Below are 24,864 nucleotides of genomic sequence, written 5' to 3'. Positions count from 1 at the left end.
CGGCCTCCCGGAACTCACCTCATGTCCTGCTGCCTGCCTTTTTATTTCGACCCTTTGAGGGACTCGGAACACCCTTGACAAACATAGCGTATTCATGTATATAAAACAACAAATATCACTATTTCTGAGGTTATCCTTCTCATACGATCGGCTCGCTTTATCCCAGATGGAGGCTTTTATGAAAAAGATTCCGCAGTGTTTTCCCGAAGCCGTTTCCGACGGTCCGGTTCGTATCCGGATCGGTCAAATACTGTTTTTCCTGTCGATTCTGTTTCTGCTGAACCTCACAATCGCGGTGGCGGATCAATACGATGTAACGATACAGGATAAACACACCCGCGGCTTGCTCAATGAAGAATATAACAATCTGCAATGCACGACGAATGCAATAACGATGAACATGCCGACCCTGTCCGTTCAAAACCAGATTTTCATATATCAGACACCGACTGTCGGCGCAGCCGGAGTGTTCGATTTCAAACGTGATAAATGGATATTCTCCGGCGGAACAGTCACCTTCAGCCCGTGGTACCGGTACAACAACGGCGTCCCCGACTGCATCGGGTCTTATTCGCCGACTGTGACGGGAACCTACGCTCTCTATAAGACCTTCTCCTTCCCGACTGACATTCCGGTCGACAGCTCCACCCGGAAGCTCATTGTGCTCATCCACGGCTGGAATCCCGACGAGATGACGAATCCCTATGAAGGATACAGCTGGCCGGCACTCGTGGCCAACCTGAATACCTGGGTGAGCGCGCACCCGAGCTGGAAAGTGCTTGCGTATAACTGGGGAGAGGATGCCGCGACTGGACCGGTACTCGACATCGGCGGTCCTGATGTGCTCGGAAACGCAATCAGAAACGGTACACAGGCAGCCGAGATATCCCATCAGCACGGCCAGCATCTCGGGCCGCTGATCAAAAGCAAGCTCCCGAACCTCGAGCAGATACAGTTCATCGCCCACAGCGCCGGTACATGGAATGCCCGCGCCACCGCCATCTACCTATCGCAGCAAATGAGCGGTGTACGGATACAGATTACGCTCCTCGATCCGTATATCCCCGGCGAAGCCCCCGATCCCGAATCCGACTGCACGATCGGCAAGGTCAACGATCTCGCATCTCTCGACCGCATCGAACTGCTCGAAAACTATTATTATACGAACGATGTCAATGGAACACAGTCGGTCTTTACCTGGCGAGCGCAGGATATCAACAAAAAACTGGGTTCATCACTGCTGCCCAATCCCTATAACCACATGGCCCCGGTCGAATGGTACGGCGCCACAATCGGCGAGAATCCGACGGACGGATGGTTGCACAGCCTGGCATTCAACGACACCCCGCCTGCAGTCGAAATCCGCCCGCCCTCGGGCCTGACCGCTATGGACACGACGGAAGACAACGGCCACAGCATCATGCTGTCATGGACTGTTTCCCCCGACGATGCGATCATCGACCAGTACAACATCTACCGTTCACGTAACGCCGGGGCGACCGTAATCCGCGAACCGGGCGATTTCCCCGACCTCGATGAGATCGCTGCCGCGGAGGAGACCTTCATGATCCATATCGTCTCCGTTCCCGCAGGCACCTCAACCTACACCGACACAACAGTCCTCTTGAACGACGTTAAATATACCTATTGGATAGAATCGGAGAAGGACGGCGGCGTGAGTAAAATAATACCATCGTTCACGGTAACAGCGGTGGAGGTGTCTCCCGCCGCGTTCTCAGTGTTTTCCCCTTCCCCCAATCCCTTCAATCCCTCGACGACCATCGCGTACACACTCGGTGAATCATGTCCGGTCAGCTTTACGGTATATGATATCCTGGGGAGGGAAATGTATGTGCTCAAAAGCGGTATACAGGGCGTGGGAATGCACAGTGTGGTCTGGAACGGCACCGGCGGCGACGGCACCCGGCTCGGATCGGGCGTATACCTGTTCAGACTGACCGCGGGCCGGCATGTTCATCAGGGGAAAATCGCGCTTATCCGGTGAGGTTGTTATACCGGTGATCATTCTGAGATTTCATTGATGAAGCTTGTATTGAATATGTGCGTCTTTCCTGTGTTTTGCAGAATTGGTTTTGCATATGTAACCAGAAGAGCGATTAAAGTATACTGACTCGCGTCCGACCATACTATTCCGCTTTTTTCCGCAGAAGCGCCACAATATTCGTCCTCAATCTCCAGAGCCCGGGGAGTCTCGTTATGAGATGGAACAGGAGAAGCGCCATGAAAACAGGCCGGTTCGACCAGTTGAGGTCCTGTATGACATGCCGTTCCACGAGCTCGAATCCCTCTACAGAACTGAACGCGCCGATTGTATTGAGACGATGATAAGCCCTGAAAACATCGCGCTCCTGTGCTCCGAATCCTTTTTTCATGAGCAGTAGCCTCAGCGGTTCCGGGACGAGTTTCCCAAGCAGGATGAGCGGCGAATGACGGTTTGTCGTATGAATGAGCACATGCCCGCCCGGTACGAGCACACGGCGTATTTCACTGAATACCGCCGCAGGATTGTCAAAATGCTCGACAACGGTGTTCAGGGTAACGAGCGTGAATGCGTCATCCCGGAAGGGGAGAATCCGTATATCACCGATTACAAAATGTACCGGCGCAGTGTGAAGAACCTCGGGATGACGGTATATGTCGAGTCCGATGGTTATATCCGAGGGGAATTCCTCGATGGCGATGTTCTTTCCGCAGCCGCCGTCCAGCCAGCGCGCCCCGTGACCGGTAAACCGCCGGAGGATACCGTCGTACACCTCCCAGCGCTGTTTATAGGAGGGGTCGAGTTTACGGACGAGCCGTTCGGCTGTTTCCCTGTTGCGTTGTGGAGAGTGAGCCATTCAGAGTATCCCTGGCTGAGATGAGTAAGGATAGATGGACAGTGCGGGAACGAAGATGGTACACCCGGGCTTCATTTCAGTCAAAAAACTTGAATTTGATGATATGGTAGAGAGCACTGAAAGCGTCTTTCATGCCGATTTTTTTCCCCTCGTTGTATGTCCGGCCATGATAGACGATCGGTACCTCGTAGATTCGGACGTTGAGGCGGGCTATTTTCTGAGTCAGTTCGGGCTCGACCCCGAAACGTCGGGATGTTATGGTGATCTGTCGGATAACATCGCGGCGGAAAACCTTGTAGCAGGTTTCCATATCGGTGAGGTTCAGATTTGTCATTATGTTGGAAAAAAAGGTGAGCAGGGTGTTCGCCACATAATGCCAGAAATAGAGCACGCGATGAGGACTGCCGAGAAACCGTGAACCGTAAACAACATCCGCCTTACCATTGACGATGGGATCGATAAGCTTTACATAATCGTCAGGGTCGTATTCGAGGTCCGCATCCTGGATGATGACAATGTCCCCGGTAACATGCTGAAATCCGGTTCTGAGCGCCGCGCCTTTCCCCATGTTCTTCTCATGGTAGAAAACGCGGATATCCGGTTCATTCCCGAGCTCCTTCAGTATATCCCGTGTGCCGTCCGTTGAACAGTCATCGACAATCACGATCTCTTTCTCAAACGGTGTTTTCCGAACAAGATTGATTATTTCGCGCAATGTTTTATGCTCGTTATACACCGGCATGACAATGCTGAGTTTCACCGCTCCTCCGTGCTTTTACAGGTACATAGTACCATATAATACAACGTCCCGGGTTTAGCGACAAGCCATTTTCACCTTATCAGGTTATTTTATGCCAGTTTGCATATAATGATTCACTTTTATCCCCGAAAAGAAAACGGCTATCGGAGATTCAATTTTTTCTCTTTTGCCTTATGCCGTTCTTTTTATTGATTTTTGGGTAACACCAGGATTTTCTTGCTCCTTTGACTTGACAGACAACGATACCCGTAGTACTTTGGGAGACAGTTCACGGAGGATATATGGCAAAAAAAACACGGATACCGGTTCGCGCCGTCAGGGCGGCAGCCGATATACCCGCGCCGTTTTTCGAAAACATCGGACAGTGGTATGAGTCTGCAGAATCGTGGATACCCTGGGCGGTTGCCTGTTTATATACGGTTTTCATGGCTTACATCGCCTTCCGTTACCATACGGTCGGGGGGCTCGATGTCGAGACCGATTTCTATGCGGAGCTCTATCCGCAGGCAAAAAAACTCGTGGGCGGACATTTTTCCCCGCTCAATTACGGCGCTAAAGGGCCTGTTTATTCCTTTCTGCTTGCGGGTGTTTACGGCATCGTCCGTGACTACTTCAAGGCCGCGCAGGTGCTGAATCTTCTCAGCAGCTTCCTGTTTATCGGTGTGCTGTATAATCTCATCCGGCAGGTTTTCAACAGTCTGACAGCCATCCTTGTCATTTTTGCCGTCGTCACGAATTTCATGTTTCAGAATTTTACGTACCAGACAGGTTCGGATATGCCGTTTCTGGTGCTCTGTGTCAGCTCGATGTATTTCCTGTTCAGAAACAGCGGCACGCGTGACCTTGTCCTGTCGGCTCTGTTCGGGATTCTGGCATTCCTGACACGGTATAACGGTGTGTTCATCGTTTTCGGCTCCATGGTGTTTTACGCTTTCGAGGATATCCCGGTCATGCGTCGTATGAAGAGAATCGGGCTCTGGATCGGTGTATTTGTCGTGGCAGGTCTTCCGTGGTTCATTCCAAACTGGATCGCGACAGGCAACCCGGTATATAACGAAAATTACGTAAATGTGATGCTCGAATTCTACGGCAACGGTTCTTCCGGCTACGGTTACGAAAACTGGGAGCAGATGCTTCCCAGACGGTTCACGAGCCTCGGAGATATTTTCCTCTACAATCCCGTCTATTTTCTGAAAAAGATGGCCTCGAATGCTGCCGGGCATTTCATATGGGATATGCGGGCTCTCGTGGAGTGGAGGCTTGGTGTCTGTGTCATGCTGGGGCTTGCGGCGTTCTTTTTTACAAAACCGGACAGGCGGAAACTCGTATTTTTTTCATTCGGGGCAGTATACTTTCTTATTCTGACGCTTGTTTTTTACAATTCGCGTTTTTCATTGTATCTCCTGGCATTTTATATACCCGTTGCAGTGCTGCCGTTTTCGAATACTCTGATCACGCGGTTTCTGAAGCGGTTTTCATGGATTCCCGTTGCCTTTCTTTTTCTCCTTACCTCGACATATGCCTATACCACAACTGTTGATATAATCGAGAATATCAGATACACCCCGTTTTTTCTCAAGGACATGGGAGAAGCGCTTGCCAAACAGAATATCGACAAATCCGCGAAACTTCTGGCGCGCAAACCGCATGCGGCCTATTATGCAGGGCTTACACCGTCGATGTTTCCCGGCGATGATGTGCAGACCGTCGACCAGCTTGTCACATACTGCCGTAAAAACGGGATCGAGTATATTCTGTACAGCCTGGTCGAGGTGAAATACCGCCCGCAGCTCCAGGAACTGCTCGATATCAGTAAAGTTCACCCGGGACTGGAGGCTATGGTCGCCAGCCAGTTCGGTGTGGTATACCGTGTCATACCGGAGTGATTTTTCTGCCTTGTGTATTCTGATTTACACCCCAGCACAACCGCAGCGGTTCGAGAAAACGGAAATCCATATGGGGAAAAACGCCAGAAATCGGAAATAATGGTGGATTATTTCATTGACATATGGTTGTTTTACGGTTAAAATTATTAACTGATGTACCAGTTTCTGTCAATTTGAGTTAATTTACAATAGAATCGGCAAGTTACCACTTTCACTAGTTAACGGTGTTCCTGCGGGGAACGCTGGAAGGAACAATTCCACATGTCAAACTTTGTCGTGAACAACCCGATTACCCGGTTTTTCCGTACTGTCGTAGGGCCGGCTGCAATTATGGCTGCGGGAATGATCGGAGCCGGAGCAGTATCGACCCGTCTCCTTGCCGGCTGCTGGTTCGGATTTTCGCTTTTATGGGTGGCGCTCTATGTCATTCCCATGGTTATTTTCACCAACGACTCGGCGTCCCGTGTGGGAATCATGACAGGGCACAGGGGTATGCTGGATATGATCAAGACCGAACTTCATCCTGCCCTTGCCTGGTTCATATTCATTCCCACGTTTCTTTTGAATATTGTCATAAATATAAGCCAGATGTCGGTTATGGTCGAGGCAGCATACGGCGTGTTCAATATACCCCTTCCGGCTGGTGGCGCGGTTACACCGGGAAAAATCATGATTGTTCTCTGTCTTGTAACCCTGACGGTGCTCGGTTCGGTCACCGGAGGTTTTAAACGTCTCGCGAAAGTAATGACCTGGCTCCTGATGATCATTCTCGTCTGCTTCATCGTTGTAGCGGTCAAAGGGCTCTTGGACCCCCATACATGGGTACGACTTTTCAAAGGTCTTGTACCGCGCATTCCCGAAAACGTGCAGGTCCTCGGTTCCTCGGATGTGAGAGGCGGATTTACCCAGCTTATGGCCATCGCCGGACAGGCGCTCCCCGCCGCGGTATTTCTCTCCTTCGGCTATTTCACCAGTGATGCGGGGTACACCGAAGCCGACCTCAAGCAGAATTTCTGGAAATCAGTGCTTAATTTCGGAGTTATCTGGGGTCTTTTCTCCGTTGTCGTCGTTGTCGCCGGTGCAACCGCGCTCCAGGATGTCTATGTCGGTGAAAACGGCGGGCTTCACTGGTCCCAGATTTCGAGTGTCGCACAGGCCGGTAATGTCATCGCCCCGGCTTTGCCGAGTTCGATCGATTTTCTCGCAAAGAGAATCTTTTCCCTGGGCTTGTTTGTCGCGGCTTTCACAACCATGGTCTCCGTCGCCCTGCTCATGGTTTATTTCTGCCTCGATATCGTCGGAAGAGAATGGAAATTCAGCCCCGGATACCGGCTTTTCCAGGTTCTTCTTGCTCTCTGGATAATTGTACCGGGTGTTCTTTCGCCGTTCTGGAAGCTCCCCGCGCTCATTCAGGCGATTATCGCAATGGCCGGAAATCTCATTCTTGCGCCGCTGGCGGTGCTGATCATCATGCTGTTTATCAACAAAAAATCGTATATGGGCGTCCATAAAGCCAATATCGGCAGGAATATCATGCTCGCCATTACCTTCCTCTTTTCACTGTTCGTGGTGGTTTACGGCATTTTAAAGTTTTTGGGTCAGTTCGGATTGACAGGCTGAACGTTATTCCGGTAAAATATCATTATAAAATACAAGCCCGCCCTTCAAGGCGGGCTTGCTTTTTGGAAGGATTTGCTCTATCATTTCATCTGTGGAACATCCCTCAGGTATGGAATATGGTTCGGATACACACTATGGGAATCAACAGCCGCCATATGGTATTTTTTCTCAGAATCATGACGTTTATTACGGTGATTCTTTGCCTTATTACCACGCCATCCGGAGCGTTTGTCCTGGTGAAGGATGGTCTTCCCGCCTGTTTCATCGTACTGCGGAACGATGCCCCCGAAGCCGAACGGTATGCCGCCCGTGAATTGACCGATCATCTCGAAAAGATGACCGGCGCGCGGCTCCCGATACGTGAAGCCGGTAAAGCCGATGCTGTTCCCGAGATAGGCCATGCGGTGCTCCTGGGACGGGGATCATGGCTCGATCTGCCCCGTTTCAGGGAGATCGGGGAGGATATGGACACCCTCGGATCACAGAGTTATTTCATCAGGGCATATGGCGCGGACGATTCCGAAACGCTCATCATCACGGGGGCCACGCCGCGTGCAACCCTTTATGCGGTGTACGAACTCCTCAAATTCCTTGGCGTCCGCTGGTATACGCCCGAAGTAACGAAGATTCCTCATACACGCACTGTTGACCTGAAAAACATCGATATCGCGGATTTTCCCTGTTTCCCGTATCGGGGGATACTGAGGGGTAACGATGAAATCTTGCCCGAATGGACTGCCCGGCTGCGGCTCAATGCGGGGTACGGCTTTACGGAGCGCGAGCTCGGCTGTGCGCCCGAATATCTGACGCTCGATATACCGCTCGGTACCTGTTTTTCCACTGTGGATTTTGAACAGCACCCCGAAATGTTTCCCCTCATAAACGGCGAACGCACTTTCGGGTATGACCTGTGCTGTTTTACCAGTTCACGGGCGAAAGCTGCGGCAGCCGACACCATCATCGCCCGGTTGTCGAAAAACCCGTCAGTCACCCATGTCATGCTCATTCCGGACAAATCGGGACAGCTCTGCCGGTGCAGTGAATGTGAAAAGGCAGCCCGTACCGGGGGAAACGCCGTCGATGTGATGCTTGCGTGGCTGAACGGTGTTGCCGAAAGGGTGAACCGGTCAGCCGGTCAGGTTTCCATGGTGCTTGTCCTGCCCGATTCCCTCGATTATGCGCCGAAACGGAATCATCTCTCACGGTACACGGTTGTCCGTCTCGGCGATGACCGGTATGATATCAGACGTCCTTTTGAGGAGTCGGTCGATGAAAAAGTCCTGACATTTGTCCGCGACATGCGGCGGTGGGCGCAGCGCACCGAGTCGGTTTTCATACTCCATCCGGTCGGGAACAGTGATTATCCTGCCGCGCCGTTTCCCGATTTTACGCAGACATTCAAAAACACCCTCATGTACCGTAACGAGTTTGTGCAGGGGATGTTTTTCCGCTTTCCCTGTTCACGGGGAGTACCGTTTGCGGATGACGAGATGCGGATGTGGGTTCTGTCGCAGCTCTTATGGGACAGCGACCTTAACGGCGATGATCTTGCGCGGGAGTGGATAAAGGGTGTTTACGGTATCTCGTGGGGGCCTATGCTCGATTATCGGAAACACCTCCAGAAGATCGCACAATCGCTTGAACAGCCCCTGACTGTCCGCAGCGATCCCGGAGAATACATTTCCGGGGAGTGGCTCTCCGTCGCCGACCGTATCATTCAGCGCGGTTTTGCACAGTCGATGACGGACAGCATCGCGCACCGGTATGTACGCAAAACACGGCTTAATCTCTGGTATACAAGGCTTCTTATCGAGCGTAAAAAGATCGAATCTTCCGGAATCTCACCCGATGCAAAAACTTCCGGGACAATCGCGGAACTGCTGAAAAAATGGGAGACCGAAATGAAGGAATCAAGGTATGACCGTGTTTCGGAGACTGAAACAGCAGACCAGTTCGCACGCTCGCTGCGCACCCTCATTAAACCTTCCGGACCATCCCGGAACCGTTAATCCGATCTATTCACGGGATTCGATAGAACGCGGATATACGCGGTCGGGTGGATATACGCGGATTTGAAATTATAAACACATTATATGAATTGGCAACAATAGTATATATAATATGTTATAGTTCTTCGCGGCTGTGTGAAATTTTTTTATGAATTATCCGGAATAACTCCAATCGATTTTAAAAATAGCTGGGACAAATAACCGTTTTTTCAGATAAAACTTGACTTTGATTGTTCATTTACTGACATTTAAAATGACAGTCTTGAATTTTTTTCTGAAGCATGTATAAATAATCAGGGGTACGACTGTAGATGAGATTATGTTCGATTGAAGAGTGCGAGGATGAGGTACTCGGGAAATCCATTTATCAGGATAACGGGAAACTTCTCCTCGGAGCCGGATACCGCATCTCGGGTACCATAAAGGCAAAACTCCTCGAGCGCGGACATTCACACGTGTATGTCATGGAAGAGGGCACCGAGGAGGTTATACCCGAGGATGTGATATCCGATGAAATCCGTTCTCAGGCCAAACTGGAATATGCCAATAAAATTAATGCCATTACAAAACAGGCGGAATTCAAGGACCTGACGTACGAAAAGGCAGTCGAGCTCCTCGATAAGGGGTATCTCAAAGATGTCAAGATCACCTATGATATGAGGATCATCGTCGAGGAGATTCTGAAGGATATCTCATCTGCGGGCTCTAAATTTCTCAATGCAGTGATGATTAAGTCCGATGAAACCTATTTCCTCGATCATGCGGTCAATGTCACCGTTCTGTCAATATTGCTCGGGAGACGGTACCGGTTCAGCAAACCGGAACTTCTGAGCCTCGCCCTGGGATCGTTTCTTCACGATATAGGCAAAATAATTATCGAACAGCTCAAGGAAGCTCAGCAGCCCAAGCGGGCGGCGAGTCTCTATAAGGAACATCCAACGTTCGGTTACCTTCTGATCCGTGACAGCTCCGATGTCAGTCCCATGGAGACCCAGATTGTCAACCAGCACCATGAATATCAGGACGGCAGCGGTTTTCCCATAGGATTGAAAGGCCAGAATCTTCCGCCCGTAAAGCCTGTTGTACGGGAAAACAAGGGATATATATACCGGCTTGCGGAAATCTGCTGTGTCGCCAATGCTTTCGATAATTATGTGTTCAATCCCAAAAAAGAAAAACAGCTTTCCCCCGAACAGAGTATCAAACAGATTATTCTGGATTCGGAAAAGATATACAACCGTGATATTATCCAGACACTTCTCCAGGTTGTTCCCATCTACCCGGTCGGCACCACGATAAAAGTGATTAATATTGTCGATCCGCACCTTGTCGGTTATGTCGGGGTTGTGGCAAAAATCAACGATGAAAACATTAACAAGCCGGTAATCATACTGACGAAGAACAAGTTCATGAAAAAAATAAAACCGATGATTATCGACACATCCAAGTTTACAACGGTCGAGCTCCAGATTCTCCTCTGAGCGTGGTTATACGCATCCACCATCCCGAAACAAGCCATCAGGCCGGTAACAGCATTTTATCAACTCAATCCCGGGATCGGACTTGTTATATCACTTCTTTCCGCACACCGCTTTTTCGATAAGCTCGCAGAGAATATGGTATACGAGGACATGGCCTTCCTGAATACGGGGCGTTTCGTGTGAAGGGATGAGAATCTCGACGGTGCACATGCCCGCCATCTTTCCACCGTTTCCGCCGGAAAACCCCACGACGTTCATACCTTTCCCCGCTGCGGCCGTGATGCCTTTGAGGACATTCGATGAGTTTCCGCTCGTGGAGATAGCAAGAACGCTGTCGCCTTTTCTGCCGAGCGCATCGATCTGACGGGCGAACACATCGTCATAGCCGAAATCATTGCAGAGCGAGGTGATGACGGATACATCGGTGGTGAGAGCAACAGCCCTGAGCCCCGGGCGCTCCATGGCGAAGCGGCCGACAAGCTCCGCGGTGAAATGCTGCGCATCGGCAGCGGAGCCGCCATTGCCAAAGGCGAACACGGTGCCGCCATCGAGGAGTGTCTGTGAGAAGGTATCCACGGCCCGCCCGATTTCAGTTACAAGCCGTGTATCGGAAAGCATCGATTCAGCCATAAGCTGATGAGCCTTCATGATGGATCGAATGGTCTTGGTCATGGACATGGCTGATTCCCGGTCACAAGGTTTGAAAGACTGATGCTTGTTTTACCCTTCGATTCAGTGCTGTTTCTGCTCTTCGTCACGGAGCGCCCGGTCCATAATATCATAGACACGATCGACCATGGTTTTGGGATTATCGAGGAGCCCCGCTTCGGCAAGTGCATTATCAAAAATCTGCCGTACACAGGACTGGAGAAATCCCTTGTCACTTTTACCTTCGCGGAGTTTTTTCAGCCTGACGATGAGCGGGTGACGGGTATTGATTTCAAGGATTTTCTCGCCCCCGGTTTCCATATCCCTGCCCGCAGCTTTCATGACACGGCGCATGGTCGTTGTCATGGCATCGTCGGGATTGACAATTATCGCGGGACGATCCATGAAACGCAGGGATTCGCGGACATCGGAAACGCTGTCACCGATGGTTTCCTTCATCCAGACCGCCAGCCCCTTGATTTCATCAGGAGAGAGAGCCGGTTTTTCTTCCCTTTCCTGTTCCGCCGTTTTGGCTTCTGGCAGCTTGATATCCGCCGAATCGGCGCTTACCAGCTTTTTCCCCTCATAGTCAACCAGCGCGGTCAAAACGAAATCATCGACCGGCTGAAAGAGGTAAAGCACCTCGATATCCCGCTTCCTGAACGCTCCGATATACGGGCCGTTTTCAATCTCTTCCCTCGACCGGCCGTTGAGGTAGTAAATCGAGTCCTGGCCTTCCTTCATCCGTCCCGCATAATCCGCAAGCGAGATATAATCGTCCTTCCCGCCCGTGCTCGAATGAAATCTCAGGAGAGAAGCGAGCTCCTTACGGTTTTCATAATCCGCGACGATGCCCTCCTTGATGTACATGTCGAATTTATCCCAGATTTCGAGGTATTTTTTTAGATTGTTTTTCGCCTCGTCCTCGAAATGGCGGATAATCCTCCGTGTCAGATATTTCCCGAGTTTGCGGAAGATCATGTTATCCTGAAGGGTTTCACGTGAAATGTTGAGGGGCAGATCGGCGGAATCGACAACGCCGTTAATGAACCTGAAATAATCCGGAAGGAGTTTATCGGTATGCTGCTCAATGAGAATCTTTCTGCAATAGAGATTTATCGACGGCTTTGTTTTGAAAAGGCCGAAATGCTCGAAATTCATGGCGGGGATATAGAGGAGCGCCGAGAACTGAATAGGGGCATCCGAGGTTATATGGAGTCTCGACAGCGGCTCTTCCGCAGAATTGGAGATGAATTTGAAAAATCCGTTATATTCCTCATCCCCGACTTCGGACGGCGATTTGAGCCATATTGCCTGGACGGTGTTGACTTTTTCTCCCTTGAGGAGAATGGGGAACGGAACAAAGTTCGAGTACTTGGTGATGGTGTTTTTAATGATGGTTTCATCCTCGTATTCACGGGCATCGTCCTTGAGCGTCAATATGACCGATGTGCCGCGGGGGAGAGAATCCGCCTCTTCAATGGTGTATTCGCCGACACCGTTGCTGACCCATTCATACCCCCCGGCTTCGGGTTCATAGGACCGTGTTCTGACACGGACTTCACCCGCCACCATGAACGCCGAATAAAAACCGACGCCGAATTTACCGATAATTTCCGATTCGAGCTCCTTGCGGTTTTCAACCGATTCGAGGAATTCACGTGTTCCGGAACGGGCTATGGTTCCGAGGTTTGCGGTAAGTTCCTCGTGGGTCATGCCAACGCCGGTATCGGTTATGGTGAAGGTATGGTTGTCCTTGTCGGTTTCGATCCGGATTTCGTAGGGAGCTTCCTTATCAGTGTACGTGTCGTGTAAAAGCGCCTCGTGACGCATCTTTTCGAGGGCGTCGGATGCGTTCGATATGAGTTCTCTGATAAAGATTTCGCGGTGGGTATAGAGCGAATTGATAACAATATCGAGAACCTGTTTGACCTCCGCCTTGAATTTTCTTTTTTCGGGTTTCCGTGATTCCCGTGATTCAGTATTCTCTGTACTCATAGTATTCACCTCGATATCGGGTTATTGCCTGCATGTTACAGTGTTGACCAAAATATATGATATCTCCGGAGTGTGACCACCATGCCCTGGATTCTTCCCGACAGGGTGATCAGGGGGGATTGAATATTCAAAGCCGCCCTGAATATGGAGTATCAATGTTGTTGTTTAGTTACTTACCGGAATAATAATATACAAAAAAACGTCGGAGAATAAAAGTGTCAAACGGCGATGAAGTATAATCCCGTATAAATCTGGAACATCCCGGCATTCTATGGTTACGGAAAACCATCGTGTCACCGCTCAAATGCCATGAAACCCGGTACGTGTAATGCTTTGCACGGAGCGTGTACTGAAAAAACTGTTATATCGGGCGGAAAATGTTATATTATTGAATATAAAACCACATTTGTAACAATCGGAAACATATCTATGAGAGGTCCGAACATGGTAGAAGAGATCAAGCGCAGGGATATGTTGAAAGGGGGCATCGCAATGTCACTCGGCATGGTGGCCGGCGGGAGCGCATCGGCAGCCCCGGACGAAAATCCTTTCCCCCCGAAAAAAATTGTCATGGCGAAGCCGCCGGAGTATTCACCACTCACCTATCTCAAAAAGGTTACCGCCGAAACAGAGCCGAAGCTGTCGTTCAGGGCATCCACCCGTGCTGAAGCGGAAGCATGGAAACAGAAACTCCGCGACAGGCTCTGGGAACTGATCGGTGAACGGCATGTTCCCGGCGAAAGCAATACTACCGCCCGGCTTCTCGAAACAAAGACGGTGGAAAATTTCAGCCGTGAAAAGTGGGAAATGGAAGTGGTCCCCGGCAGGAGCATGCCCTTCTATATGCTGAAACCCAAATCCGCATCGAAACCGATGAAGACCGTGCTGTGCCTCCATGGACACGGCAACGGCGCCCGTGACATCATAAACGAGCCGGTTGACGATACGGCCCGCGAGCTTATAAAAACGCTGAATACCGATTACGCCGTCCAGTGCGCCAGGCGCGGCTGGTGCGCTGTTGCGCCCGAGCTGTTTGCCTTTGGAGAGCGTGTCGATTATGTCGAGGATGCCCGTCCCGGTTTCGACGGCGGCTGCGAGAAGCCTTTTCTCAATGCGATTGAAGTGGGAAAGACTCTTATCGGAATCCGCGCGAAAGACATATGCGTATTGATCGACTGGCTTTCGACCCGTGAGGAATGTTCGCTCGATTCGCTCGCATGTATCGGCCTTTCGGGGGGCGGCATGATGACCATGTACACCGCGGCTCTCGACGACCGTATCAAACGAGCGCTCATTGCAGGGTATGTCACCGAAGCTTCGGGTTCGGTTCTTCCCATTCGTCACTGCAGCTGCAATTACATTCCCGGTCTCTGTCAGTGGGCTGATTTCCCCGATGTGGCGTCGCTGATAGCCCCGAGGCTGTGTATCGTCCAGACTGGCCGAAAGGATGCGATCTTTCCCATTGAAAGCGTCAGGGCTGCCTGTAAGAAAATCGAGAAAGCATACAGTGCTTATGGCGAAAGCGCGAAGTTTCTCCTCCATGAGCATGACGGTTACCATGCATTCTGGAGCCCGTCGCTCGATAACCTGCTGGTGTGAGGTAAATGAGGTGAGCAGATTTCAGAAAATAATCATTATCCTCGGAAGTATCATCGCTTTCCTGATCGCTGCTGTCGGCGGCGGGAGATGGAGATAATCGGCGAGCCGGGGATTAAGGGCTTGTGTTTCGGCGGCAGTGATAAAAAATGATGGGTCTGTGAAGGTACTGTGTTATATTTCATCAAAAGTCGGAATACGTTACGGGGATAACCGTTCCGGAAAATATCTGTCGCGAGGACGTTTCAGGTGATAGGTAAAATACTTGTCGTTGACGATGAACCGGGAATAAGGGATATAATCAAAACGTACGTGGAGCACTTTGGATACATTGTCCATACTGCCGCGGACGGTGTCGATGCCCTGAAACAGGTCGAGTCTGAAAATTACGATGTTGTTCTGACCGACATACAGATGCCCCGGATGGATGGCCTTACACTTACCGAGGAAATCCGTAAAATACAGCCCGATACCATCATTATCATGATGACCGGATATGCGTCTGTCAATACGGCTGTCGAAGCGATTAAAAGAAATATTTTCGATTATATCATGAAGCCGTTTCAGAATATGCATACCATTCTTCAGACCATCGAACAGGGGATAGAACGGAAACGGCTCGTCCTGGAGCGCAACGCTCTGGTCGATGATCTCAGGCGGACAAACAACGATCTTGCCTTTCACCGTGAACTTCTCAACGAGAAAGTTCGTGAAATCGATTCCGAGCTGGGGAGACGTATCGAGCGCCTGACCACCATCTATGAAATCAGCCGGTCCATTTCATCGATAACCAATCTGGATGTTCTGCTCAATACTATCATGAACAGCATAATCAGGTCCATGAAAGATGCCGGGGGCATTTTATGGCTTGTGGATTTTGAAGCCAACCGCCTGAAAAAAGTTATTACCCTCGGGTTGGATAAGACCGATTTCCTTCCTGATACCCTTCAGATACATGAAGGTGAGCTGGGCGGAACAATCAGCGCAGGCCGTGTACGGGTATTCCGGAACGTTGATGAACTGAGCGACCCCGTATTCAGAAAATTGTGCATGCTTGAAAATATATCATCACTTATCATGGTGCCGTTTTCCTATGAGGTCACCATTATGGGTGTTGTGAGCGTTCTGTTCAGGAACAATTACCATATCACCGATGATGATGTGAGTCTTCTCAAGGCTATTGCCGATCAGGCATCGGTATCAATCAAGAATGCCGAGCTTTTTTCAGGCCAGCAGAAAATGTTCCGTGAAACTATCGAGGCTCTGGCAACCGCCATTGATTCCCGTGACCATTACACCGGGGGTCATTCATTCATGGTGACACAGTATTCAATAGCGATTGCGGAACGAATGGGATTCGATGAAAAACAGCTCGACCTGATCCAGATTTCCGGGCTTCTTCACGATATCGGGAAAATCGGTATCAGCGATGCGATTCTCAATAAACCCGACAGGCTCACGGATGAGGAGATGGGCGTGATAAAGGCTCATCCTATCCTGGGGATGACAATCATCGACTCGATCAATGCCCTGAAACCTGTGGCGAAAATCATTTACCATCATCACGAGCACTATGACGGAAAGGGGTATCCGGAGGGTATAAAACGTGATGATATCCCTCTCATGAGCCGTATCCTGACCGTTGCCGATATATTTCATGCGCTAACTTCCGACAGGATCTACCGTAAGGCCATGCCTCTTGAAAAGGCGCTTTCCATCATGCGCGAGGAAATGGGAACAACCATGGATCCCGAAATAGGCAAGATTTTTTTCGAGCTTGTCGAAGAAGAAAAAATACTTCCGCCGCTGTTGCTGCTCAATAGCTTATAGTCTTTTAATCATAATCATCAATGGCTCAGACAATCAGGAGATGTACCGATACAGTACAGCGATTACACCACACACTATGATCTCGATGCATATGATATGCCGATGCCGGAAGATATGGGTCACTTCCGGAAAAGCCTTGAAAAGCGACGTTTCCGGGTTATCGCCGGCCTTGTGCCCCGTTCAGGTATCACGAAAGTCCTCGATGCCGGCACCGGTTCGGGCTGGCTTTCAGAGATGCTTTCGGGGCTCGGTTATACCGTCTGCGCTGTCGATCTCGGGCTGGACAGTCTAAAGCGGGCGTCATCCCGGATGAGAGGAAAAAACAGAAAGGTGTTTTTTACCCTCGGCGATGTTTACCGGCTTCCCTGCCGCGATGGCTGGTTCGACACCGTCGTAGCGAGCGAGACGATCGAGCATCTTGACCAGCCTGACGCGGCTTTCAGAGAATTTTTCCGTGTGATCCGTCCCGGCGGTTCCCTTGTCGTTTCCACACCCTACCGTGAAAAGATAGAGCAGACGCTCTGTATTCACTGTAACAGGAAGACCCCTGTTAATGCTCATCTCCATTCGTTCGATGAATTTTCTCTGACGGAGCTGCTCCGGGATGCCGGATTCACCGTTCAGCGGGTAATACTGTATGTCAGCCGTCCCGCGGAGCGCATGGGAATGGCGGGCTTGACGGGATTTCTGCCTCATGCGGTATGGCGGGCGCTGGATGCTGTGCTGTGCGGGCTTGCGGGCAGGCAGTCATTCATGGCCATAAGGGCGATTCGCAATGAACGATGATAGAAGTATGGGCGGAAAAGTAGGAATTGTCGGTTCGGGGAGAGGTATCTATGTCTTCAGCCTCTTTATTCTGAACATAGGGCTTGCCCGCTCGATGGGCACTGCAGGATTCGGGGCGTTCCAGCAGGTATTCATGTTCAGCGCCCTGTTCATGATTCTGAGCATTGGAATTCCCGAAACGCTGTATTTTTTCCTTCCGCGCCTGACACCGGAAGAACGGCCCGGTTTTCTCGGCCAGACTCTGCTCATACTGGGCATGGGAGGGGTACTGGTAGCATGTGTGTTCTGGTTCGGCGCGCCGTTGTTTGCGGGCATTCAGAAAAATCCGGAGATTGTCTCGAATCTCAGGCTGTTCGGATTGTACGGCGGATTTCTCATTGCCTCTTCATTTGCAGATCCGATTTTTATTACGTTCAAGCGACTCAAATACCTGTTTATCCTGAGCTCCCTGCACGGTATCTTTTTTATCGTGCTCACCGTCTGGCAGTATATAACCAAAGCCGATGCACAGAAACTGTTTATAGTTATGGCTGTTTTCGGATTGGTAAAATTGATGCTGTCGGTGATGTATCTGTACAAGATGCGCGGTGACACGGGTCCGATCAGTTTTTTCAGCGGCAGGCACATGGTTTTACTCCAGATGAGCTTTTCCCTGCCGATTGCCCTGACCAATACCATCGACATCATCTCGAAATGGCTCGATAAATTTGTCATATCGATATTTTATGGCGCAGTGCCGCTCGGCATTTATTATGTTGGAGCGATCGAGATTCCCTTTATCGGGGTGCTTCTATCGTCCATTTACAGCGTGGTCTCACCCGTTATCAACAAGCTTCATCACGATCAGAACAATGCCGGATTCGCCTTGTTCGTGAATAAAACACTGAAATTGACCGCAAAAATCATATGGCCGCTGTTCGTGTATCTCATGATATTTTCCGATCATCTCGTTCCGCTCGTGTTCAGGGCCGATTATGCGGCCTCGGTACCGACTTTCAGAATCTATCTGCTGCTGATGCCGGTGCGGATTGCGCTGTACGGTGTTATCATCATCGCTCTCGGGAAGCCGAAGGTCGTGTTCTGGACATCGTTTGCAGCTTTGGCAGTGAACCTCGTCCTCAATGTGGTTCTCATACGGTTTATCGGATTCCAGGGGCCTGCCATTGCGACGGTTTTTTCGACATATGTCCATGTTATCATTCTCATGGTTATTATCATCAGGACGCTCAAGGTATCATTCGGCGATCTTGTCCCGGTAAAAACCCTGTTCGATATCGGGATAACCTCCACAATTGCCGGTTTGGTCGCGTTCTTACTGACACGGATGTTTGTCAGGGACATTAAAGTGGTGACGATGTCCCTGCCGATTTTTTTTGGCGCATATATTTTTCTGGCATCGAAAGCCGGGTTTATCAAGATTCTGAGTTTGACGGATTTACTGGAAGGGAATTTCCTTGGCAAGAGAAATGACCGTTCGTCCGATAAATGACGATGTCCTGTGGGACTCTTTTGTTTCTTCATCGCCCCAGGGAACGGTGTTTTCAACATCCGCATGGATAAGAACGGCGGCTGCGATACAGGGCGGCGAGCCCCGCTTCCTCGGTGTTTTTGAGGACGACCGGCTTGCCGGGGGGGTCACGTTTATCGAGCTGTCACGCGGACCTTTCAAAAAGATAACCACGCCCGTGCTCACTCCGTACGGCGGTGTCATGTATCGTCCGGCCTCGGGAAAGCGGAGCACCGGGGAAGAAAGCTTCACGACGACCTGTGCGGAACTGCTTATCGGTTATCTGAGCGGACGGTATTCATATTCCTGTCTTGTCCATGCGCCGGGCCTCGGCGATATCCGGCCGTTTACGTGGGGAGGATGGCGCGGGAACGTCCGTTATACTTATATTGTCGACCTGACCGACACCGGGCGTGTCTGGGATCTCATGGAACGCCGTGTCCGCACCGTACTGCGGAAAGCGGAATCGTCCCTCGCTCCCGGCGGGCCGGTCGATATGGAACAGTTCGGCGGTCTCTATGACCGGATATATCGGGATCGCGGAAAGAAACCCCCGATTCCCCGGAATATCGTGACAGCTTTTGTCGATACGATGATGAAAACCGGGCTTGCCGAAATGCGGTCTGTCCGTGATGAAAACGGCGATATCATATCCACGATGGTTCTGGTATCCGGATACGGCACAGTCTATGCATGGATCAGCGGGTCGGTTCCGGACAAAAACTCCACAGGGGCGTTTTCTCTCCTGTTCTGGGACACGATCCGCCGGTATTCGGAAACATGCACGCTGCTCGACATGGTCGGCGCCAATATTCCCTCGGTGGCTTTTTTCAAAAAAGGGTTTGGAGGAGAACTCAAACCGTATTATGTAACAGAGCGGTATGGTTCCCTGTTTGCTCGGGCCGTTTTCGGCGCGTACGGAGAAATAAAAAGGATTTTTTCACCATGATAGATCTGATACTGACATCGAGCGTCGAAGGACCTGCATCCCTGTTTACCCGGAATTTCAGAATCCATGCCGGAATTCCCCTTGGCCTTTACGAGGGCGGCCTGCGTTCGCCTATCGCGCTTGTCTACGGTGATATTTCAGAGAAAAATCTCAGGGAATACAGCGAAATCTATCCGGCAATAATAGCTGTCCCTTCGCTCCAGAACGATGAAATCCCCGAATATCCGTGCCACTACGAAACCATGACGGTGAAAGCGCCGATACTGGCGAAAATTCAGCAGATCGACCGTGAGGGATTCTCCTGCTTCATTAAAACATCCGAAGGCGGACCGCTCGTATACGAGGGGTATACCGGTAACGCCTATACATTGATTTTCGCTGCCGATATAATAAAAGCGACCATCCGGATTCTGTCGGGCGAGCTCGAGGAGAAGACGGGTACCGACCGCTACGGCCGTCACAATCCCCTGCCCGAAAGCGTCATATATGCCCCGGCCGTGTCCTTTCACTTCAACCTGCTCGAAAGCGTCATCCGCTACATCTTTCGAAAGCTGCACCTGCCGCTTTTCTCGCTGCCTCGGTGGCCGGCTTCGGCTTCGATGGCGATTTTCCTCAGCCATGACGTCGATATGGTCAAGAAATGGACGGCGAAACGAATCGTGTATGAACTGCTGCTTTCCCTGGCCGATCTCTTACGGTTCAGGGGCGGACGGTTCGTGCGGACGATTGAGGCGCTTTCGGACGCCCTCAAGGGTTACGATCCCTACTGGAATTTCGATGAACTTCTCTTTCTCGAAGGCGGAAACGGATTCAAATCGACATGGTTTTTTGCACCGTTCGGCGGCGAATACTCCATCCGGGAAAATGATATCGATCCGGTTTACCACCGGAAGCCATCGGAGATAACAGCCATGATACGGCGTATCGTCGAGGATGGCTGTGAACTTGCTCTTCACGGAACCCGCGGCGCTTTTCGCGATGTCAACGACCTGAAACGCCAGCTGGAATCCTTTGAGTGCCGTCTTGGTTTCAGGCTTGCCGGGGTACGTCACCACTATCTCATGTTCCGTCACGGGAAAACGCTCGAAGCTGCTGTCCAGGCGGGTCTCATGTATGATGCTACGCTGGGATTCAGCGACAGGCCCGGTTTCAGAAACGGAATGGCGTCGCCCTATTTTCCGTATCCCCTCGATCATCCTGCGGGGAAAATACTGGAAATTCCGCTCAATTTCATGGACTCGGTGTTTCTCCACAGCGGCGGAGATCAGGAAATGATGAAACGCCGCGTCCACGAGTCGTATCTGTATGCCAGGGCGGCAGGCGGGCTTTTCAGCGTTCTCATTCATCCCGGCAACATGGACCCGTCCGAGATTCCCGGTCTGGCGCATTTTTACCATTCGTTCATCCCGCGCTGCCGCCTCGACCGGGCCCGTGCGATGACCGGCGCCGAACTGGCGCACTGGTGGACAACCCGCGAAAAGGTTCTCCGGGCACTGGAATACGCTCCGGACATGTGGCGTATCAAAGGACTGTCGTTTCCCGAAGAAATGGACTTTTCCATTTCCGCGCCGAATATCACTTCGATGAAATTTACGATCGAGGGTGCCCGCGGAGCCACCGACCTCAGCCATGATACACTGACCATACGGCCGGGGCAGGTCGATCCAGAAAAGGGCATTACCTTTGTGAGAAAACGGTGAAGGGTGATGCGCCGGGAGACATGCCGTTTTTCAGGCAGGGAATGTGTTTTTCACCATACCATTACCGATGAGCAGGAGTATGTCCGCACCGGAAGAGCTTAAAACGGTTCTTGTTCTCCTGATCGGAGAGGTTCTCGAAGACCCCCGTGTCCATAAAACATGCCTCTCGCTCCGCAATTCGGGCGCCGATGTGACGGTTGTGTGTACCAATCCCTCAGGACGGCTGGAGAAGGAAATCGCGGACGGTATCGGCATCGTGCGGTTTCCCCATCGCAGGGAATTCATACTCAAGCGGCTCTACAACCGTCTCGGAGGACTTCTCAAACCCGAATACCGCCGTGTCGTCTCGCAGATTCACGAGGATGTTCCCTCATCATCCGTCATGGCTGCGCTGCGAAATACGGTACTGACAATGAATTTCAATCATTTCATGCGAAGCACCGAAAAGATCGGCCATATGATGACCGGAGCGTTTCCGGGGAGAACCTTCGATCTCGTCCACTGCAACGATGTGGACACGCTTGCCGCAGGGTGTATACTCCGACGGTCGGGCGCGGCGAAAACGCTCGTGTACGATGCCCACGAGTTCTGGCCGGGAATCGGGGTTCACGGGAGCGCGCCGAACACGAAACTTCGTGAGCTCGAAGCAGAAGGAATCGTATACGCCGATCGCGTCGTTACGGTCAATTCCATGATTGCGGAGATGATCGGGAAAGAATACGGCCTGAAAACGGTTCCCTCGGTTGTCATGAACTGTCCCCCGCTCTTCGGGGGGCCTGTTTTCACCGACATGGTGCACGACCCTGTGCGGGTGCTCTATCAGGGCAAGGTTCAGGCGTTCCGGGGGCTCGAGGAACTCGTACTCGCGTTCAGACACATCGACGGTGCAGTGCTGACCATTTCAGGATACGGTCCCCTTGTCGAACGGCTCGAACGGCTGAGAGACTCGGAAGGACTTGGCGGCAAGGTTACCATTACGGGCAAATATGCCCCCGATGAAGCGCTCGGGATCATCACCGGGCATGACATCGGGGTGCTCCCGTTCAATCCTGTGACCCTGAGCATCATGTATTCCTCGCCCAACAAGCTGTTCGATTATGCCATGGGGGGACTGGCTCTCGCCGCAAACGACCTGCCGTACTTGAAACGGGTTATCGAAGAGCACGCCATGGGGAGAATATTTCCCGACAACGATCCGGAAAAAATCGCCGAAGCTATAAATACTATGGCCGGGGACAGGGAAAAACTGAAGGAGTATAAACGTAATGCCCGAAAAGCCGCAGAAGAACACTTCCACTGGGATAAACAGTTTACGAACTACCCCTGGCGGCCATGACCGCAAAGCTTCGCTGATTCCGGAGTCACTGAAGAACATATATCCCAACCATGTGCAGTCTCTGTATGGCACACCCGCGTGTATTTTCCGCGATCACCGCTGGACACTGCCCGTCCTGTACCGGGGCTGGCAGGAAGGCATGCTTTCGCTGCCTGTACTGCTCATCACCTTCGACAGGCACCGTGATGCGCTCGAACCCGTGAACGGTGCCGCGGAACTGGCCCGTTTCCGCCGTGATGAGGGAACATTTGAAAATCTGGTGGAGCTTGTGACACACCACCTTTCGCCGCGTGATGACGACTGGATCCTTTCCGGCATGGAACTCGGCCTGATTTCAGATGCTGTCCAGTTTCGCTCCGCCATCGAACCCGTCGAAGGGGAAACCACCGTACAGAAATACGTTGACGAACAGGGAACCGGACACCGGCTGTTCCGGCTGGGCCGCCCCGTACGCGAGCTGTCCTACAAAGGAGCGCTCGTCGATACAACACACGAAGCATCCATGGCGGGACTCTGGCCGCTGCTCGGGTGGGATTCTTCGAAGAGCGAAATAACAACCGGAACTCATGACCGGATAGTCGATATCGATCTTGATTTTTTCACCTTTTCATGGGATACCCATACATTTCCATTTCCCTTAGAGATATACGAGGGGGAGTTCCTGAACCCGTGCCATTCAGGCTCCGGCAACAGTATCACCCCTGCCGCTTTTCTCCGGAGGCTTATTGAGACCGCTCCGATGGCAACGGTGGCGACAGAGCCGGATTTTTGCGGCGGAGCGGGGAAAACCGGGATTATTCTCAGGGATGTCAATCGTTTATTGTTCGATAACACACTTGATGAAACGGGGGTTCAGGTGGATTATCCGCCGGTTTACCCGCATGAGTAGGGAATGTCCGGTTAAGTACATAAAACGGTTGAGCGGGTGGTGAAAAAGCATCCGTTTACATACGCGATGACGAAAATGTTATTTTTTACTGTCAATGGTGTATAAATCAGCTGATAATTCTCTATTTTTAAGAACATTTTAGGTGATACTTTCCTTTGCGCGCCCAAAGGAAAGTATCCAAAGGAAAAGGCGCCCGCGAAAAGCCTGCTTCCCCGCTCACTGCCCGTTTTTCGGGAATGTGTGAACTCACGAGCCTTCGGCTCGCTCGGACAGCACCCATTCTTTTTCCGAAAACCGGTTGTGACCGTGGTGTTTGCGACGGGTTTTAAAATCATCTGCATTATGGTCTATATTCTGTTTATAATCAATGCATTGCAGTTCATTTTCAATGTGGTATTTGGATAAGTCAGCGTGTAAATCAGCGCCCGAATCATTAATCGGGTATTCGTTCTGACTCATGACAGGTTATCTCCTGCAGACGGAATTTTTAACAGAATTTTCAGAATAAAAAAACATATAGGAATACCAGTGTATAAAACGTGGAATTACATGCTCGGGAATGTAATTCATTGAAAATGTGCCAAAATAATATTTGACATTTATTGTTGTTAATATTATCTTATTAGTCTGTAGTTTAAGCCACTCTATTATGAACTAATTGACGGGCGGATTTTTGTGTTTAAAATAAAAATGCCCATTGATTTGTTGCATAGAGGGCGGGAATAACTCAATTGGTAGAGTGTCACCCTTCCAAGGTGAAAGTTGCGAGTTCGAGTCTCGTTTCCCGCTCCATAGACAGAATAAGACCGGCGAAATATATATTTTTGTTTGAAAAAAGCAATAAGCTGAGCGCCCACATAGCTCAGTCGGTAGAGCGCATCCTTGGTAAGGATGAGGTCAGCAGTTCGATCCTGCTTGTGGGCTCCAAAACGAATTGGAGACCGGATTCCGGTCGATTTTTTTCAAAGGGGATACCACATGGCGAAAGAGGTATTTAAGAGGACGAAGCCG

18 protein-coding genes and 2 tRNA genes are annotated in these 24,864 nt (G+C 50.9%); 15 read left to right on the top strand and 5 right to left on the bottom strand.

The window, feature by feature from the left end:
* Positions 1 to 178 precede the first annotated feature (178 nt).
* Positions 179 to 2,005, top strand: a complete 1,827-nt coding sequence (locus LLG96_02705; protein ID MCE5249109.1) for a T9SS type A sorting domain-containing protein — start codon at positions 179 to 181, stop codon at positions 2,003 to 2,005.
* Positions 2,006 to 2,147: 142 nt separating this feature from the next.
* Here LLG96_02705 and LLG96_02700 read toward each other — a convergent pair whose 3' ends face one another.
* Together LLG96_02700 and LLG96_02695 are read right to left on the bottom strand one after the other, a co-directional pair.
* Positions 2,148 to 2,858, bottom strand: coding sequence for a class I SAM-dependent methyltransferase (locus LLG96_02700; protein MCE5249108.1), 711 nt, complete (start codon positions 2,856 to 2,858; stop codon positions 2,148 to 2,150).
* Positions 2,859 to 2,934: 76 nt separating this feature from the next.
* Positions 2,935 to 3,618, bottom strand: coding sequence for a glycosyltransferase family 2 protein (locus LLG96_02695; GenBank protein MCE5249107.1), 684 nt, complete (start codon positions 3,616 to 3,618; stop codon positions 2,935 to 2,937).
* Positions 3,619 to 3,899: 281 nt separating this feature from the next.
* On the opposite strand from LLG96_02695, the gene LLG96_02690 reads away from it, so the two are divergent.
* The 4 genes from LLG96_02690 to LLG96_02675 all read left to right on the top strand — a co-directional run bounded on the left by LLG96_02690 (position 3,900) and on the right by LLG96_02675 (position 10,614).
* Positions 3,900 to 5,504, top strand: a complete 1,605-nt coding sequence (locus LLG96_02690; GenBank protein ID MCE5249106.1) for a glycosyltransferase family 39 protein — start codon at positions 3,900 to 3,902, stop codon at positions 5,502 to 5,504.
* Positions 5,505 to 5,765: 261 nt separating this feature from the next.
* Entirely contained in the window at positions 5,766 to 7,124 is a 1,359-nt protein-coding gene (locus LLG96_02685) for a divalent metal cation transporter (GenBank protein ID MCE5249105.1), read from the top strand.
* A gap of 134 nt (positions 7,125 to 7,258) precedes the next feature.
* Positions 7,259 to 9,133: a DUF4838 domain-containing protein gene (locus tag LLG96_02680; protein ID MCE5249104.1), complete on the top strand. Its 1,875-nt coding sequence runs from the start codon at positions 7,259 to 7,261 to the stop codon at positions 9,131 to 9,133.
* A 311-nt stretch (positions 9,134 to 9,444) separates the two neighbouring features.
* On the top strand, positions 9,445 to 10,614 hold the full coding sequence (locus LLG96_02675; GenBank protein MCE5249103.1) for an HD domain-containing protein: 1,170 nt from the start codon (positions 9,445 to 9,447) through the stop codon (positions 10,612 to 10,614).
* A 90-nt stretch (positions 10,615 to 10,704) separates the two neighbouring features.
* Here LLG96_02675 and LLG96_02670 read toward each other — a convergent pair whose 3' ends face one another.
* Positions 10,705 to 11,292, bottom strand: a complete 588-nt coding sequence (locus tag LLG96_02670) for an SIS domain-containing protein (GenBank protein MCE5249102.1) — start codon at positions 11,290 to 11,292, stop codon at positions 10,705 to 10,707.
* A gap of 54 nt (positions 11,293 to 11,346) precedes the next feature.
* Positions 11,347 to 13,260, bottom strand: coding sequence for a molecular chaperone HtpG (htpG, locus tag LLG96_02665; GenBank protein ID MCE5249101.1), 1,914 nt, complete (start codon positions 13,258 to 13,260; stop codon positions 11,347 to 11,349).
* 429 nt (positions 13,261 to 13,689) lie between these two features.
* On the opposite strand from htpG, the gene LLG96_02660 reads away from it, so the two are divergent.
* The 8 genes from LLG96_02660 (at position 13,690) to LLG96_02625 (ending at position 23,853) form a co-directional block, all read left to right on the top strand.
* A complete protein-coding gene (locus tag LLG96_02660; protein ID MCE5249100.1) occupies positions 13,690 to 14,859 on the top strand; it encodes an alpha/beta hydrolase family protein in 1,170 nt (389 codons plus the stop codon).
* A 246-nt stretch (positions 14,860 to 15,105) separates the two neighbouring features.
* Entirely contained in the window at positions 15,106 to 16,686 is a 1,581-nt protein-coding gene (locus LLG96_02655; GenBank protein ID MCE5249099.1) for a response regulator, read from the top strand.
* Between the two features lie 102 nt (positions 16,687 to 16,788).
* Positions 16,789 to 17,472, top strand: coding sequence for a class I SAM-dependent methyltransferase (locus LLG96_02650; GenBank protein MCE5249098.1), 684 nt, complete (start codon positions 16,789 to 16,791; stop codon positions 17,470 to 17,472).
* Positions 17,462 to 18,961: an oligosaccharide flippase family protein gene (locus LLG96_02645; GenBank protein MCE5249097.1), complete on the top strand. Its 1,500-nt coding sequence runs from the start codon at positions 17,462 to 17,464 to the stop codon at positions 18,959 to 18,961. Before LLG96_02650 ends, LLG96_02645 begins: the two co-directional genes overlap by 11 nt.
* Positions 18,927 to 19,928, top strand: a complete 1,002-nt coding sequence (locus LLG96_02640) for a GNAT family N-acetyltransferase (GenBank protein MCE5249096.1) — start codon at positions 18,927 to 18,929, stop codon at positions 19,926 to 19,928. Before LLG96_02645 ends, LLG96_02640 begins: the two co-directional genes overlap by 35 nt.
* The gene (locus tag LLG96_02635; protein ID MCE5249095.1) at positions 19,925 to 21,628 is read left to right on the top strand and encodes a hypothetical protein; all 1,704 of its coding nucleotides are present in this window, start codon (positions 19,925 to 19,927) and stop codon (positions 21,626 to 21,628) included. Before LLG96_02640 ends, LLG96_02635 begins: the two co-directional genes overlap by 4 nt.
* A 79-nt stretch (positions 21,629 to 21,707) precedes the next feature.
* Entirely contained in the window at positions 21,708 to 22,964 is a 1,257-nt protein-coding gene (locus LLG96_02630; protein ID MCE5249094.1) for a glycosyltransferase, read from the top strand.
* Positions 22,894 to 23,853 (top strand): UPF0489 family protein, encoded by a 960-nt coding sequence (locus LLG96_02625; protein ID MCE5249093.1) that lies wholly within the window; start codon positions 22,894 to 22,896, stop codon positions 23,851 to 23,853. The genes LLG96_02630 and LLG96_02625 overlap by 71 nt, the downstream gene beginning before the upstream one ends.
* A 246-nt stretch (positions 23,854 to 24,099) precedes the next feature.
* On the opposite strand, the gene LLG96_02620 is transcribed toward LLG96_02625, so the two are convergent.
* Complete coding sequence (locus LLG96_02620) at positions 24,100 to 24,312, bottom strand: hypothetical protein (protein MCE5249092.1); 213 nt, start codon at positions 24,310 to 24,312, stop codon at positions 24,100 to 24,102.
* 257 nt (positions 24,313 to 24,569) lie between these two features.
* Here LLG96_02620 and LLG96_02615 point away from each other — a divergent pair.
* Together LLG96_02615 and LLG96_02610 are read left to right on the top strand one after the other, a co-directional pair.
* A tRNA-Gly gene (locus LLG96_02615) sits at positions 24,570 to 24,645 on the top strand.
* Between the two features lie 59 nt (positions 24,646 to 24,704).
* A tRNA-Thr gene (locus tag LLG96_02610) sits at positions 24,705 to 24,780 on the top strand.
* The last annotated feature ends 84 nt before the right edge of the window (positions 24,781 to 24,864 follow it).

The organism is bacterium, assembly GCA_021372535.1.
Classification (GTDB): Bacteria; Latescibacterota; Latescibacteria; order Latescibacterales; family Latescibacteraceae; genus JAFGMP01.
The sequence above is the reverse complement of the archived record's forward strand: the minus strand, read 5'-3'. Positions and strand labels throughout refer to the sequence as shown.